At 38.5% G+C, this 16,370-nt stretch carries 14 protein-coding genes, 1 other RNA gene and 1 pseudogene; 4 read left to right on the forward strand and 12 right to left on the reverse strand.

Annotation, left to right across the window (positions count from 1 at the left end; all coding sequences use genetic code 11):
• Positions 1-415 precede the first annotated feature (415 nt).
• Positions 416-1,708, forward strand: coding sequence for an MFS transporter (locus HQQ94_RS20985; RefSeq protein WP_173296244.1), 1,293 nt, complete (start codon positions 416-418; stop codon positions 1,706-1,708).
• Positions 1,709-1,902: 194 nt separating this feature from the next.
• Here the strand turns inward: HQQ94_RS20985 and HQQ94_RS22775 are convergent.
• From HQQ94_RS22775 to HQQ94_RS21010, 6 genes and pseudogenes are all read right to left on the reverse strand, one after another.
• Positions 1,903-2,013: pseudogene (locus tag HQQ94_RS22775) on the reverse strand (alpha-amylase family glycosyl hydrolase); the annotation flags it as partial.
• Positions 2,014-2,091: 78 nt separating this feature from the next.
• Complete coding sequence (locus tag HQQ94_RS20990; RefSeq protein WP_173296245.1) at positions 2,092-2,652, reverse strand: hypothetical protein; 561 nt, start codon at positions 2,650-2,652, stop codon at positions 2,092-2,094.
• Positions 2,652-3,290 (reverse strand): AHH domain-containing protein, encoded by a 639-nt coding sequence (locus tag HQQ94_RS20995; RefSeq protein ID WP_173296246.1) that lies wholly within the window; start codon positions 3,288-3,290, stop codon positions 2,652-2,654. Before HQQ94_RS20995 ends, HQQ94_RS20990 begins: the two co-directional genes overlap by 1 nt.
• Positions 3,291-3,735: 445 nt before the next feature.
• Positions 3,736-4,023, reverse strand: a complete 288-nt coding sequence (locus tag HQQ94_RS21000; protein WP_173296247.1) for a transposase — start codon at positions 4,021-4,023, stop codon at positions 3,736-3,738.
• 55 nt (positions 4,024-4,078) lie between these two features.
• On the reverse strand, positions 4,079-4,315 hold the full coding sequence (locus HQQ94_RS21005) for a hypothetical protein (protein WP_173296248.1): 237 nt from the start codon (positions 4,313-4,315) through the stop codon (positions 4,079-4,081).
• Positions 4,316-4,422: 107 nt separating this feature from the next.
• Positions 4,423-5,229: a tetratricopeptide repeat protein gene (locus HQQ94_RS21010; RefSeq protein WP_173296249.1), complete on the reverse strand. Its 807-nt coding sequence runs from the start codon at positions 5,227-5,229 to the stop codon at positions 4,423-4,425.
• Positions 5,230-6,253: 1,024 nt separating this feature from the next.
• Here HQQ94_RS21010 and lepB point away from each other — a divergent pair.
• The gene (gene lepB / locus HQQ94_RS21015) at positions 6,254-6,910 is read left to right on the forward strand and encodes a signal peptidase I (protein WP_173296250.1); all 657 of its coding nucleotides are present in this window, start codon (positions 6,254-6,256) and stop codon (positions 6,908-6,910) included.
• 112 nt (positions 6,911-7,022) lie between these two features.
• On the opposite strand, the gene HQQ94_RS21020 is transcribed toward lepB, so the two are convergent.
• The 3 genes from HQQ94_RS21020 to HQQ94_RS21030 all read right to left on the reverse strand — a co-directional run bounded on the left by HQQ94_RS21020 (position 7,023) and on the right by HQQ94_RS21030 (position 9,391).
• Entirely contained in the window at positions 7,023-7,655 is a 633-nt protein-coding gene (locus tag HQQ94_RS21020; RefSeq protein ID WP_173296251.1) for an SDR family NAD(P)-dependent oxidoreductase, read from the reverse strand.
• A gap of 154 nt (positions 7,656-7,809) precedes the next feature.
• Positions 7,810-8,439 carry a DUF6058 family natural product biosynthesis protein gene (locus HQQ94_RS21025; RefSeq protein ID WP_173296252.1) on the reverse strand — a complete coding sequence of 210 codons (630 nt, stop codon included), beginning with the start codon at positions 8,437-8,439 and terminating at the stop codon, positions 7,810-7,812.
• A gap of 34 nt (positions 8,440-8,473) precedes the next feature.
• The gene (locus HQQ94_RS21030; protein ID WP_173296253.1) at positions 8,474-9,391 is read right to left on the reverse strand and encodes a DMT family transporter; all 918 of its coding nucleotides are present in this window, start codon (positions 9,389-9,391) and stop codon (positions 8,474-8,476) included.
• A gap of 90 nt (positions 9,392-9,481) precedes the next feature.
• Between HQQ94_RS21030 and HQQ94_RS21035 the strand changes: the two genes are divergently transcribed.
• On the forward strand, positions 9,482-10,405 hold the full coding sequence (locus tag HQQ94_RS21035; protein ID WP_173296254.1) for a LysR family transcriptional regulator: 924 nt from the start codon (positions 9,482-9,484) through the stop codon (positions 10,403-10,405).
• 175 nt (positions 10,406-10,580) lie between these two features.
• On the opposite strand, the gene HQQ94_RS21040 is transcribed toward HQQ94_RS21035, so the two are convergent.
• From HQQ94_RS21040 to rsmI, 3 genes are all read right to left on the reverse strand, one after another.
• On the reverse strand, positions 10,581-12,626 hold the full coding sequence (locus HQQ94_RS21040; RefSeq protein WP_173296255.1) for a M4 family metallopeptidase: 2,046 nt from the start codon (positions 12,624-12,626) through the stop codon (positions 10,581-10,583).
• A 440-nt stretch (positions 12,627-13,066) separates the two neighbouring features.
• An RNA gene (gene rnpB / locus HQQ94_RS21045) (RNase P RNA component class A) lies at positions 13,067-13,432 on the reverse strand.
• Positions 13,433-13,524: 92 nt separating this feature from the next.
• Entirely contained in the window at positions 13,525-14,367 is an 843-nt protein-coding gene (rsmI, locus tag HQQ94_RS21050) for a 16S rRNA (cytidine(1402)-2'-O)-methyltransferase (protein WP_173296256.1), read from the reverse strand.
• Positions 14,368-14,454: 87 nt separating this feature from the next.
• Between rsmI and HQQ94_RS21055 the strand changes: the two genes are divergently transcribed.
• Entirely contained in the window at positions 14,455-16,362 is a 1,908-nt protein-coding gene (locus tag HQQ94_RS21055; RefSeq protein ID WP_173296257.1) for a penicillin-binding protein activator, read from the forward strand.
• The last annotated feature ends 8 nt before the right edge of the window (positions 16,363-16,370 follow it).

Consider the following 16,370-nt stretch of genomic DNA (forward strand, 5'->3'; position numbering starts at 1 on the left):
AACAGCTAATAATTTGATATTGAAACTATTTAGTGAATGTGTCACATAACCACTGCAATTGCACTAAGTGGACACCCATAATATTTTTAACATATTCTCATGGTTAGAATATGTCCGTAAGACTTATGGGCTGTCTTGAGTATTCTGCTAGATAATAAAAGCAACAAGCTTTTCGCTATAGGTCCATGGAGGTAGTCAGCAATATACATGATATTTTGATGCAACAGGGGTGGGTAATACATTATGTAATTAAAAGCACAACTATATTAAATAGGTTTTCTGACGAAGTTGTATTGCTTTTCTACCGATAAAAGCAATACAATTGATTATGTAAAGCATTTTGCTTACATAATTGCTTTTTCTAAGTTCACTCATGTAGTTCAGAACCAGAAATTAATATAGTAGAGTTGGTATTATGTCCGGTGTTGTCTCAATCGATCGTTTCAAACAGTTTCCTCGGTTAATGTGGATCTTGTTATTTGGTTCATTTATTACCCGTGGTAGTTATTACATGGTTTGGCCATTTTTAGCCGTTATTCTCTATGAAAAATTTGATTTATCTGCCACACATGTAGGGCTCATTCTTTCTAGTGCTGCTGTTATTTCAGTGTTAGTCAGTTTCGTAGGAAGTGCCTTATCAGATAGTATAGGCCGTCATCAGCTCATATATGCCAGTGGTATTTTATATATCATTTCCTTTTCGTTATTAGCACAAGTGGACTCTATTGCCGGTTATTCGCTGGTAATTACTTTATGTTCAGTTGCAACGGCGCTATGGCGTCCCCTTACTTCGGCATTAATTGGCGATATCATCGGAGATAAAGGCACTCGTGAACTTGCGATGCAGTCACTGTATTTCGCCGTCAATGCTGGTTGTGCTGTAGGCCCTATGATAGGGATATGGCTTGGCTTAACCGGAGAGCAATCGAGCTTTTATATTACTGCTGGTGCCTTTGCATTTTTATTAGTGCTTTTATGGTGGGGATTTCATCAACATATCAAGCTTAATAGTGTTAATCAAAAAAATCAGCAACTGGCTGGGAGCAATAAAACCAATGACTCAACAGGCATACAAGGTGAAACTAACCAAATAATCAAAGTACTACTCAGCGATAAACTACTGCAATGCCTTATTTTTGCCAATATTTTATGTATGTTCATTTATGCACAAATGGACAGCTCGCTTATTCAATACTTAACTCGTGCTAAGGTACCTGATCTACTCCAACTTATTTCGGCGATGATTTTTACCAATGCGCTTGTCATTATCTCAACACAATTTTTATTACTAAAGTTGATGGCAAGTTTATCATTAGTGAGCCGAATACAAGTGGGATTAATATTGTTAATGTGTTCACAACTTTGGTTAGCCGTTAATCCACTGACGCTTTTTTGGGGCTGGATTGGCGCTATTATAGTGATGAGTTTAGCAGAGACTATTTTATTTCCCACCATGAATGTGCATATTGATCGCTTGGCCCCGAAGAACTTACGAGGAGCATACTTTGGTGCCGCTTCACTCTATGAGTTTGGCTATGCAATAGCACCATTAGGAGGCGGCATTATTCTTGATAAACTTGGCGGATCTTGGTTATTTTTCATTGCTGCTGGACTAACTCTGATAGTTATTTATCTTTATAGTGTTTTGGATAGCTTACCTAGACCTGACTTTATTGAACTTCAAAGCTCTATGAACGAGAGCCATTGATATTAACAATGAAGGCATCCATCATTATTTCGTCGAAATAGTCTTGACCCCTCTCAGCTCTGCCAACACTGAGGGTGGTCAGTAAGAGATGGGAAAGAGAAGAGAAGAGAAGAGATGCGACAGGAATAACTTTTTAATCACCTGCCGTGGGCCCTATGTGTAGACACTTCTGCGAGACCTGGCATCTGATGTGAGGCGCATATATCAATACAAAATATGTTCGAAAGCGCTTTGATTTTATCGACAATCCAGCCTCGACGATGCTCATAACTTTTACCAGTGAGCTTATCTTCCCCACATAGGTAGGTGGATATTGCCGAAGTCAGTTAGCGGAATGAATTACAGAAAAAAACGTAAGTCTCACATGAAAGTGAGACTAGTTTTTATTTTTTACTGAATAAAACCCCCGTTAAACCAGAAGTTTCAACAAGAGTTTGGTAGTCGTTTTCAGGAACATTATGACCAAGTATTAATCCCATTCGTTGTTTCGTTTTAAACATACAAGTACCTGACAGCTTGCTTTCATCTAGAGCAGCTTTACCTATCAAAAAACGACCGGATTCCATTAGCTCCATTGTTGTAGACTCGGGATCTAACGCATCGACTACATTAGTAATATGATGAATCCACCATTTTTTTCCATCACATTCAAAAGGCAGTAGTTCACCCGACTCTTCAAGTATTTCTCTTAAAACTTTAACCGCTTTTTCAGAGTATGCTAACGCCTGAACATTAAATTTTGTAACATCTGCTATAGGTAATTCATGTTTAGTGTTATCATATGTAGCATCTAAGTAAACTCTTGCTCCTTTCCACTCACCAATTTTAGGTACCCCTTTAAAATCGAAGTAGCCCTCTACTTGTAAATTGATATTTTCATCATCATCTATTAAATAAAACGCTTGATATTTTTTAATATCAGCTTTAACTCTATAAATACTCATTACCAATCCTCAACATCAATTTCATTACCATCTTTGTACGGGAACCTGCCTTCTACCAGCCGAGATCGTATTTTGCTTAAGATATCAACCAAGCCTTCTTTAGAATTAACATCAACTAATACTTCATCTAAGTTAAGATAATACTGAATTGTATGCACTGTCCGATGAGCAGGAGCTTTAGGCATTTTATCATGAGGAACATTACGAACAAAATTAGGCAACCAAACTCCATTTACAGGGTCATCAATGCGGATTTTATATCTAGCTAAAATGGCTCTTGCTGCAATGGCATATTGGCTTGCTCCACTTATAATCGCATGAGCTTCAAAGTCTAAAGATGGCTTAGGCATACCTGAAACCGACATATGTTTACCTAATCTCGGCGGAACATGTCTCTCTTTTACCAATTGCGAATTACTCATCGTTTTAGCTTTTATACGGTATTCATTAACAGCCCTTTTAGCCTCTATTATTGAACGAAATTTCACTTCATTAAAAACACGATCTGTTCTTTGATTAATAGCACATTGTTTAGCTTCAGGATTAACTTCCTTCACTAATTCACTGATAGATTTACGTAATTCACGATATTCCAGCTCATATATTTGAGTACCATTTACAAGTGTAATTTTTTTCATTTACATTCTTATAAGATCCCATAAAAATCAATAAAAACAAGCGAATTGCCAAAAATCAATCTGTTTTTAGATAATTGGTAGATTGTGATAATATTTATAACACTAGAGTTACGATAACGATTAATTAAATCTCATTATGTTAATATCCTATACAATATGAATTTCATTTTATCATACGATATGAAGATGTTATAACCTCTACCACCTAACTTATAAAAGTGGGCTACAGCGAAATAATCAAGACTTAAAACTCTAATTTAATTAAGAAGACAAACATCAGCACCATTATCTTCTTGCAGCCTTGCCCTAGTAACCTCTTTGTATTTGGACAACACAGCAACAGAGACATCGTTATTTTTCATTAAAACTTGTTAGGTAAAACCAACCATTTCAAACTGGCTACCGCCCTGAGTTTTTACTATCACGCAAGGATCTTGAATCGAGGTCAACATATCCTTGTGGTTATAATATGTTCTATCTCTTTCTCCAATTCTATCCGCTTAATTCGTTTCTCTAATTCTTTGATTTTTATCTTATCTGGCGATAAGGCATTGGCGTGTTCATTAGAGACATTACGCTCTTGCTTTAGCTGTCTAACCCATTTATCCATTGCCGATTTACTCACACTCATTAGCTCTGCGGCTTCTGTAACGGTGTGCTCACCATCAACAACTAATTGTGCTGCCTCAAGCTTAAATTCAGCGGAGTATGTTGGTCTTTTTTGTTTTGTCATTTTGTCACCTAAGGTTTATGAGGTGCATGATAACACCTCTATTTAGGTGGCCAAATTAACTATGCCACTTCACTCTAGATATTGACACCAGCTTACCAATAGAGAAGTTATCGAAGCTTTCGGATAACACCAACACAAGTAAAAGCGACAACAGTGTAATAACACCTGCATTAATTTCGCCTTTAGGCTCTATATAAAAGTAACTAAAGGCAATCATCGCAACGATCAGAGCACAAAATGCAACAATCATGCATCGGACGAACCAATTTGATTTTTTCTCAGTATTCTCCATAAACATCCTTGATTGCTAACGTCTGGTTAATGGGCAAAAAATTGTTGGCTAAAATAAGCGACGAAGGAGCAATAACAAACTGTTTTTTGTCCTTATTTAACAGCTTTTTAGCCGTTACTACGCATATATTTAATCTTTTGAAGCTTTAAATATACTTCTTCGAAAGCGGATTTTTTCTCTGGAAAACGGGACATACCTTCTTTAAAGATAGTATAAGCCGAATCGACGTCTCCTAAATTAATATAGCTTTGACCTTTGTAATAGAGAGCGGTATAGCCATCTGGCTCTATTCGTAATGATTCGTCAAAATACTTAATAGCATTTTCATTATCTCCCATATCCATATATGTAAAAGCAATATTATCGATAGCTTCGATAAACATAGGAAATATGTCTGTGGCTTCTGAATAAAGAGCAATAGCTTCATTAAATTTAGATTGCTTACCTAAGGCATAGGCTTCTTTATATTTAGAGTTTGCTAATGAGATTAATTCATCTATATTCTGTTTTGTAACTTCAGCATAACGTTGAAAGTTAGTATGCTTAAGATATTCAATAAAACCAACTAGCTCACTATTTTCTATGTTCCTGTTGCCAAGTAATTCCCATGACTGTGCAAAATTCTCAGCGGCAATAGGTGCGTGATATATTTTCACAGGTCTTTTCTCTAAACTTTTTATTGATGGTTTGCTTTTACTGTCTTCAAATACCATTACATGAAGCGTAACTTGCTTATCTTCGATTTTATCTACATCCAGTACTTTCAGAGCCTTCCACAAACTTTCTTTTTGGACTAACACATCTCCTGCAACAAACTGATAATTTTTAGTTATAGGTTCAGCTTGAGGAGTAGTTGAAAACCCCAGAACACTAATAAAAGTAAGGATTGAAGACATTGGTTTAGATTTACGCATGAGTTTCCTTGACGGCTAACAGCTTATTGATTAGCAGTAGGATAACCTCCTGCTTTCTTGTAAGTTTCTTCGCCAAAATATCACTTGTAAGTGTTTGTTGTAAATATATTATTTAACAAAAAATACAGGTTAAATATGACAATTTAGCAGATAAAAAAGATGCATAGGTGTTTACGAGGTCTGCATAGCACTTTTATATATATTACAAACTATTGATAATAATAAGTTAATGTTTAACAGTTAGTATTATCGATGCGCCAATCCAACGATTTATGCATCTTTTTCATAGCAATTATTTTTTGGAGGCTATACGGACAGAGATCAGGGGACGCCAAAGAGATGGGACAGGCATAACTTTATCTTGCTTGAAATAACGGGTGTAGATACAGCTGTAATACCTAATTCAGCCAGAAATCACATCACAAAATGTAATGACTCTTCATTTGAAGACTATCAAACTTTGGGGCATAAACGAGTTAGTTAACTCACCCTGTAATGGTCAATCGAAGAAACACACTTGCTTGAAATAACGGGTGTAGATGCGGCTGTGAGCTTCGATTTCAGGGATGAAATCGCAGAGCGTATAGGGATATATTCACAGCGTCTCGCAGAAGTATCTACACATTAGCACGCTGCAAGCGATAGATAGCTATGAAGCTGTGACCTTCAAAAAACAACCCAATACCGAATATAACCTAGACCCAACAACACTAAATGTACTATTGTGAAAATATGGTCTTCATTCGAAGGTAAACCAATTTTGGGGTAATAATAAATTAGCAAACTCAAATCGAAGGACACCTTGGCTTAAACCAAAATAAGCAGAGATCTCAAATAAAATCGGCGACTAATTTATCTGCTACCGATAAAAGCTTAACTCGACTCGACCACAAGAAGGTGAGTAACACACCTAACGATTAAGGCAATGACTGGATTATTAACATCTAAACAATGAACTTTTTACGCTTCCCACGCTCTACCAATACAAGCCGTATAGAGAAGTAACAAACAAGGACACCATTTAATGCATAAGATAAAAATATTTTGGAAAAATAACAAACAGTTGTTTATTTTTATCATTTTAATGTCTGTTTTTAGAAGTACGGTAGCAGACTGGTACACCGTTCCCACAGGCTCAATGCAGCCGACCATTAAAGAAGGTGACCGTATTGTCGTCAATAAGATGGCTTACGATTTAAAAGTCCCTTTTACTCAAACATCATTAATTAAAACAGGGGAGCCTGAACGTGGTGACATTATTGTTTTTGAATCAAAAGCAGCAACTAACCGTTTGATTAAACGTGTTATCGGATTGCCTGGTGACAACGTCAGTTTACACAATGAAGTATTGTTGATTAATGATGAAAAATTGAATTACACAATGGTCACTGAAAATAATCACGCATTAGTTGCAGATGAAACAATCAGTGGCTTAACTCATAGGATCCGTATTGAAAAAAATGCTAGCGACCGTTTAAGTACCTTTTCAACAATGACAGTGCCCAAAAATCACTATTTAGTCATGGGAGATAATCGTCGTAATAGCGCTGATTCACGGGTTTATGGATTTGTACCCAGAACAGAAGTAAAAGGTAAAGCCACAGCTATCGCTTTTTCACTTGATTACGATGACTATTACCTCCCACGTAAAAATAGATTTTTCACAAGCCTATATAATTAGGCCGCCTTCTAAATGGCAGCTGGCTAGTTTGTCAGATAACAAGTTTTAACTATCTTTTTGATTGGGTTCATTGAGCTGATTTGGTGTTAGATGAATCAGCCAAAAATCAAATTTAAACACTTAAGCTCGGGTCAACACATTGGTAAATATTACCGATACTGTCTTTATCATCAAGCAGCTGGTGAGCTAAGCGTGCCACTTCACTTCGATGAATTAAGCCATGGGTTTCTGTATATTGTGACAGACTTCCCTTTCCAGTAACCGGACCATCTTGCAACCCTCCAGGACGTAAAATGGTAAAATCTAAACCACTACTTTGCAGCCAAGATTCGGCTAATGATTTTTCTCTGACTGCGAAACCAAATACTGTCCTTGCACGTTCTGGCAAATATTTCCATGAATCGCCACAACCTAACGATGTGATCAACAGAAAACGGTTAATATTGTTATTCTCTAGTGCATCAATTAAGTGCCTATGACCAATATAGTCGACGGGAACATCGCTGCGAAAACTCCCCATTGTAGACAGAACCCATGCATTTATTGGGATGGCATCCACACTCCTTTGAACCTGCTCTTGATCTGTGGCATCACACACAATGGTGTGAATTCCAAGCTCAAGTAGACGTGGATTCTTTGCTGGGTTTCGCACAATAGCAATGACTGTGAAATCTTTTTTATAAAAATATTCAACCATCGCAGCCCCTAAACCGCCTCCAGCACCCCATATTACGATTGTTTTCATCTATGTTCATCCAATTAATAATGATAAAAATATAGCTATAGATAGTCATTTTATGCTAACTAAATTAAACGCTTACGTATTAACAGTACATCTTAAGATTAACCATTTCACTGTAAGAGTGCCTAATATTAAGCTATCAGTCTAGTTTTAGGGCTTAGAACTTATAGTTACGGCGAACTTCACTGACTAAGCGGTGACGTGAACTTTGTAACCTTTCGTGTGGGGCGAACAGTGAACTCACAGAATCCAACAGATTAACTGCAACTGTCAGCCTATTTATTTGTTCGTCAGTTAATAAATTAATCTCTAACAGTACATTAATTTCAAGGATTGATAATTCTTTAGCAGCAATATCTTCTGGTAAACCAGATTTGGTACACAAACCATATATTCCATCTAAAAAATGAGTCCACTCCTGCTTTATGTGATCATTAAGTGCTGAAGTTATGTCTAGGTGATGCGGACAATGACCTTGCTCTTTAAGGCACTCAATAGACCGTTTGTAGCGCTCTGCAAAAACAGAGTAGACTGCTTCAGTTGAACTCACCGATTGAATAACAGCTAACCAAGAAGCGTAACCTTTTGCATAATATTCTACTTCTTGTTCATTATTATATAATCCAAAAAATGAATCACTTTTTAAATTTAGGCTTAATTTATAAGAGCACTTAGGCATGACTCTCTGCTGTTGGTATTTTAAAAAATCTTGCTCGGTCACTTTTGACATATCAAGCAGTTCTTGCTTAGTAAAAAAATATTCATTTAGGTACATTATTAATTCCATTCACTTTTAACCTCCATAACAATCGAACACTAGGCTAACATATACTCTGCTTATTTGAAGAGTTGAGAGGTTTTTCTAGGGGGTTTTTGTTACCAACAAATACACCAAAACAAACAAATGCAATACCAATAATTTGTACCCAATGCACCTCGACGCCTAACACCATATTGATCAGCAAAGTGAATACTGGTATCAAATTAAACAATGACGTGACTCGACTTGGTCCAAGTATTAGTGAACCTTTCATCCAAAAATAATACGCGATTAACGTTCCAGCAATCCCCATATAAATAATGAGTAATACATCTTGTGTCTTTAAAGCTGCTAATGCATGAAATGGGCTATCCACTAGACTTGCCACAATCAGCATTTGTATGCTGCCTATTCCTATCATCCAACGTAATTGCTGGCTTAATGGTACATGAGAAAGCCAGCGTTTTGACAAAATAGTGTATAAGCAACCACTAATGAGAGCAATCATCATCAACATCTCGCCTAAATTGAACCTTAACGAAGTGATATTGCCCTGAGTGATCACTAACAGAACACCAAATAAACTAATCAACACACCCATAATATTAAAACGAGAAATATGGGTGTTAAGTAATAATGCCGATAATAAAATACCTGCAAGGGGCATGTTAGCCGTCACAATCGAGGCATTCATCGAAGATGTGTATTGTAACGCTGAAAAAATTGAAAAATTTTGGATAGTAATACCAAGAGTTGCAATAACCAATAGCACTATAAAGTCATGCCATTTAAGTGTAGATTCAGAGGTAGCCTTCCAAGTTCTATGTATCATCAATACCACAGCTGCAACTACAAAACGAAATGTTGCAGCCATAATGGGTGAAACAGTAGAGCTTATTGCTTTAATGGCAATGAAATTACTGGCCCAGAAAAAAATGGCTATAATCACCCCAAACCAGACATACCGAATGTTAGACATATTTGTCTCATGTTTTGAAAAATAAGAAGAAACAATATACATTACACTTTCGATTGTTAAGAGCCAGAAATAAGAGGTTACATCTCAAATATGAAAGCTAATTCGTTAGATGATCTCCAACTATTTGTACAAGCAACAAAATATCAAAGCTTAACTCAAGCTTCTCATCGTTTGGAAATACCTTTGGCAACATTAAGTAGGCGTATAAAACGATTAGAACTTCAGTTGAATTGTCGATTGCTGAATCGCAGTCCACACCATTTTTCATTAACACGCGATGGTACGCGTTATAGACAATTGTGTGAACCTTTTATTCATGGCCTTCAGAATGTACAACAACAGATAGAAGAAGACAGGACTGCACTAACGGGAAAAATCAAAATTTCTGCTCCGATCAACATGACACAAATCTGGTTAAAGCACTGCATTTTTGAATTTGCAACAATGCACCCTGATATTTATATAGAACTGGATGTACAAAATGAAAAAATAGACTTGCACGCCAAACATGTCGATATCACTTTTAGAGTCGGTGACTGTATTGAGTCCGATTGGATTGCAAGAAAACTGTGGCGATTACCTTTTGGCTTGTGTGCATCGACGCTTTACCTTAAGCAGCACTTACCAATTTTGCACCCATCAGATCTGGTTCAACATCGCTTAATTACTATCTCAGCAGACTCTCATTGGAAGTTGGCTCATCAAATCACTGGTGAGATATTTTCATTACATAGTGGTTTTAATTTCAGTACCAATGATGTGTTATTAGCAAGAGACGCGGCCAACCAAGGACTGGGAATTACCTGGATGCCACCGTACTATTTTAATGATCCCAAAAATACTGAACATCATCTTGTACCTGTACTTCCTGATTGGTCTGGATATGAACGCGAGATATATCTAATGTACCGAGACCGAGATAAAAGACCTGCAAGAATAGATGCTTTTATTACCCATGTCTTCAAATGGAAAGCAAAATACAGTATAAACTCAACCTTCAACGGGTTACTTTAATTCAGCAAGGGCTTCGACACACAGGAAGTGTGAGTACAACGAATATTGAAATCACCTAAAGTGCTGAAATAGGCATCACTAAGCGACTATAAACTAACAATGACTGACTTGATTTTAGTCAGTAAAGAACCCGAGATGTGGGTCCTTTACTCCTAATGACTGTGATTAAAGAATGTTAGTGACAGAAACCTTCATAGTGCCAAACAAAGTTAGAATTGTAGGGGTCCTCTTCCCAGTTATCATAAAGTGCAGTAAAGCGATTGCCATAATACTGAACTTGGGAGCCCACTGGGTAATAATACATAGGCGACCATAATGGTAAATTGAAACAGGTATCTTCTGGCTCAGGTTTAGGTTCTGGCTTAGGTTCTGGCTCATTTCTGGATAAGTCTTCACCTATTTTGATATAAACATCAGCAGCACTGTTTGCTCCTTTGACCATAACATGAACATCAGCCCCTTGGATGCCATCAAAACCACAATATTCATCGTTATCATAATTTGCTGAACTACAATCATAATCATTGGCAGACGCTGGACGATCAATAGCCACATATAAATCTACATTACCCGTACCATAATAAGTCTGCACCCAAGCTTGCTGTGTCGGTAAGCCTTTTAGCAAGTAGTGTTGCTCATCAGCAGCACCTGTTTTGATTGCAACAGCGATATCCATTTCAAGTACTGATGTATCAGGATCGGGTTTAGGATTCGGATTGGGATCGGGTTTAGGGTTTGGCGGTTGGCCCGATGAACAGTCCTGAATATTAATCCCCACTTGAGCAAACGCTCGACCCACAGCACTTGAATCATAACCTAGGGTTTGCGCTGCTTTACAGACACCGTCAGCGCCTTGCTGAAAACTAGAGTATGGCGACCAATATAATTGATTGGCTGTAGCGTAGGCCATAAAAGCTTGCTTGATGTCCCATTTGTCACTTGTGGCTAAATGATAAAAGGCTTTATTAAAAACCCCCGAGCTATTGTGCACATCAATACCATTGTAATATTGATTAATATGATCAATCGAGCTGCCATCACGACTAGGATCGATAAAGTAACGCATAGCTTCATCGTATTTCATCACGTGCTCACCCATCTTCCAATTAAAGCTACCGTGAATATACTGGCTAAATGCCGCCGCTGAGACGTCCGAAAAAGATTCGTTAATACCACCTGACATACCGCGATACTCAAGATTTGAGTTCTGCTCAGTAAAGCCATGGCTGACTTCATGTGAAATCACATCCCAAGTGGCTAGCGGGTACATAGATTGGTTACCGTCACCAAACGTCATTTGCTGACCATCCCAAAAAGCATTGCCTACATTTGAGCCGTAATGTACCCGCATGGTTAATTTTTGGCGAATAGGAGAGGTGTTTAACCATTCGGTATACATGTCAAACACGCGCTGGCCAAAGTAGTGAGCGTCATTCATCGGCGCATAAGCGCCATTAACCGCTCGATAATTATTAACCTTACAATCAAACTGATGAACTTGTCCCCCGTATTCTTGATTGTTCATATTCACAGTAACCACATTTTTACTGTCCATCTGACAGTTATTATTTATTTCAAATCCTCCATATTTAGTATTTTCACCAAAATAATAGCGCCCACTTTTTTGGTTCCCTCCTGGACCTTCAGCTTGTATAAATGCCATCCCATTCCATTGTTCTATAATCTCACCAGATTTTGCATCCACTAAAGAAATAGGCCTAGAAGGTGATTTACCTTTTATTTGAACGTAATCGACTTTATAAATCAGACGCGCTGTTTGTTGCGCATCTAGCCAAATCAGTAACTCTGCGTTCGCTGCACGGATCGGTGTTGATGCTACCCCTCGAGACTTTCCTTTAACAATATCGATTGCCTGTCTGGCATTGAACATCGGCAAGAGTGAGCCAATATCATTTTCAATACCAGTCACGACTTGTCCGTGTACCGCTTGAACAAATCCTTTCGCTGATACATTCGTGACAATAGAATGGCCATAAATAGGGATACCATAATGGAGTTGTTGTTTGCGGATCAATACTTGCTGCCCAGCATTAACATGACTGACGTCACTATAGGCAAGGGCATGTTGATAATTGGCAGTGCTTTGCTTTTTATTCGTGTTGATTGCTTGTGAAATATCAATTTGACTGTGGTCAATGAAGCTGGCACCTTGCGAGGCAAAAGCGATAGGAAACAGCATTAGTAGCATTGATTTATACATACTTCTCCTTGGTATTTATTATTTATATTTATATTTATATTTATATTTATTATTATTAAAAATGAACTAGCTTAAAATTAAAGGCAGGTCCCCAAGCTCAATAAATTATATTGAGTTTATTTAAATCGTGATAAAACATAATGAATGAATCATTACACTGATGTATAGCAGTCAAAAAAACGACCTATACTATTGTGAAATACAATATTTAACACACTTTATAAAACCTAAATAATGATTATCCCTTGTCTATAATCTAGAAGTGAACACCTTTACATATATAAATAAAACGACGGTTAATGGAAGAAACTTTAATTTTTTATAAAAAAATTAACATTGTGTACGAAATGTTCATTTGCAGAATGGTCATCGATTGAAACTCAAATGGTTAAGCAACAAAAAGCCCGCTTATCTCTCGATAAGCGGGCTTGGTGTTTTATGAGGTGAGTTGGCCGATAAGCCGGGTCTTGTCGTGGACAGTTATTCATCTAGGCCTGCAATCACTCACAGGCTCAAGCGACCTACCCGGTTCCTACGCGAGCCACGCATTAACTATTAAAAGTACTGGAACCCTATTTGGTCTTGCTTCGGGTAGAGTTTACCTTGCTACGAACTATTACTAGCCGCACGGTGCGCTCTTACCGCACCCTTTCACCCTTACCTACTTGATAAATCAAGCAGGCGGTCTCCTCTCTGCTGCACTTGTCGTCGGTTCACACCGCCCAGGCATTACCTGGTACCCTGCTCTATGAAGCCCGGACTTTCCTCCCCGTTCTTACGAACGCGGCAACTGTCTAGCCAACTCGGCGCGGATTATAGCCTAAGCCAAGTCAACACTCCATTAAAAATAAGGGTTTCTCTCTCAATCGCTTAAAAATACATCGTGTAACGACAATGATTACAAACCGTTTTCAAGACCATACTTATAGAGTGCATTTTTTTTCAAGCCATGAATTTGACCCGCTAATGCGGCTGCCTTTTTCAACGGTAACTCTTCACACAACAGAGTTAAGGTATTAATCACCACCGTTGGGATGGCTTCATCTTCTGCAAGACGATGTCCGTGGCACATCACTACGATTTCGCCTTTTTGCTGATTAGGATCCGCTTTCACTTGCTCTAATACTTGTTTCACCGTCCCGCATAAAAAAGTTTCAAAGGTCTTGGTCACTTCTCGAGCCATCACAATGGCACGATCTTCACCAAGTACGGTCAACATAGAGGTTAAACTTTGCACTATACGATGTGGCGACTCGTAAAAAATCAAGGTTCTTGGATCTTCTTTTAATTCCGTTAACTTATCAATTCGCCCTTTCTCTTTTGCTGGTAAAAAACCTTCAAAAGTAAATCTATCTGACGGTAAGCCTGATGCACTGAGTGCCGTAATAGCGGCACATGCACCCGGCAGAGGGATCACTTTATACCCTGCTGCTCTGACTTGAGAGACTAGATGATACCCAGGATCTGAAATCAGTGGCGTACCCGCATCAGAGATCAAGGCAACAGGCTCTCCATTACTGAGCTTCTGGATTATCCAGCTGGCTCTATCCCTCTCATTGTGATCATGAAGGGCTGTTTTTTTTGTTTCTATCCCAAAATGGCTCAAAAGAATACCACTGTGACGCGTATCCTCACAGGCTATTAATTTAACATTATTAAGCACATCAATGGCACGGGAACTGATATCCCCTAAGTGGCCAATGGGCGTTGGAACAATGTAAAGTGCGACCGCCAGATCCATATCTACCTCGGTTTGACTACCACAAGACTTTCGTCCAGCGTGAGAGAAGGTTAAACTAGTGACAGCATCTTACCAGAGTGAAGGCCTGTGTTGAAAAGACTGAATACAACTAAATTAATTTCTATTGGGATTTTAGCCACAATATTATTCGGTTGTGGGACAACTCCTGCACCTGTAAAACCCACTCAAAGCCAACTATCATTGGTGAGTGCCCCTCTTCAACCCATTGAATACCTAAACAATGCAGCAAATACAAGCAATCCTGAGCAGCAAGCACGCTACCTACTGCTTGCCGCACACGCCTTTATTAATAACGCGAATACCAGTGCAGCAACGAAAGCACTTAATTCAGCTAAGACTCTGTTAGGCCAAAATACTGAACTGCTAGCAGAGTATAAATATCTCACAGCTCGAGTACTAGAGCTAACCTCCACTTACGATGATGCCCTTAGAGAACTCAACTATCCGTCTCAATGGCAATTAGCCGATTGGCAAATGGTGGCTTATTACCAATTTAAAGCCCACTTATACCAAGAGATCAAACAACCTATTGAGCAAGCCAGACAGCTGAGCTTATTAAGTGTTTATTTGCCAAGAGCACAAGCAAATGAAGTGAACGATAAAATCTGGCACGTGTTACAACCCATGCATGAGCAAACATTGCTCGACTTTAGCCATGACTCGGCGACCCCTATTTTTGCTGGTTGGTTACAACTAGCTTACATTGCTAAACACTATGCGATTAATCCTAATGAACTCGTCCAACACTTAGGAAAGTGGCAGTATACTCATCCGGATCATCCAGGAGCCATAAAGCTACCAACAGATCTTGAAAAAGCGTTAAATGCTAAACCTTACCGTCCTCAAAATATTGCTGTACTACTTCCATTAAGCGGTAACAAAGCATCAATAGCCAGCAGTGTTAGACAAGGGATCATGTCACGTTATGTGGCTAATCCTAGCAATAAGGTTACCATCAACTTTTTTGACACAGCAGAGGGAGCACACATTGCATACCAAAAAGCGGTATCATCTGGTGCAGAATTTATTATTGGGCCACTATTTCAATCAGAAGTCGAACAACTACAGCAACCAACCTCAATCAAGGTAAACAAAGCACAAACTGATGCAAGTGCTAACCTACAATCCGATACTCAAACATCGGCAATGGTTGAACCCACAGCTATCACGCATCAGATCCCTCAGCTTTATCTCAATAATATCGACACATTTACACCTAATGACGATATTTTCTATTTTGCGCTTTCTCCTGCTAATGAAGCCAATGATACCGCAGAAAAGTTATTTGCTGATGGTATTACAACACCGCTTATTTTAGCCAGCAATAATGCTATTGGTCATAGAATGGCCGAAAGCTTTAATGAACAATGGACCGCATTAACCAAAAAGACAGCAGAGGTTCACTTCTATGATGAAGGTGACCAAATGAAAACAACCGTACAGAAGTCACTTGGTGTTACTGATAGTAAAGAGCGCATCGCTCGCATTAAAGCCCTCCTTGGCAACAAAATTGAAGCTGACTTTAGATCCAGACGCGACATAGATGCCATTTATATGATCTCCGACAATCGAGAACTCCCATTATTAAAACCTTTTATCGACGTTAATTTTAGCGTTTTTGCTGATCCAGTTCCTCTTTATGCCAGCAGTCGAAGTCGCGTAAAGGACAGTTCAAGAACAACAGCACTTGAACTAAACAACTTGAATATTAGCGATATTCCTTGGTTATTAACGAACAGTCCTGAAGCAGACTTAGTGACATCGCTGTGGCCAACTTGGAGTTACAGTCAAAAACGTCTTTATATCATGGGATATGACGCACTAGAATTGATTGGGAAGTTGGCACAGATGCGCGCATTACCTGGTTATCAGTTCTCAGGAAGAAGTGGTATGTTATCGGTATCTCCTGACGGTATAATTAACCGTCAGCTAAGCTGGGGACGCTACCAAAGAGGTAGTTTACGTCCTCAATAATGCGTTAA

The sequence above is a fragment of the Shewanella sp. VB17 genome (genome assembly GCF_013248905.1).
In the GTDB taxonomy this organism is placed as follows: domain Bacteria; phylum Pseudomonadota; class Gammaproteobacteria; order Enterobacterales; family Shewanellaceae; genus Shewanella.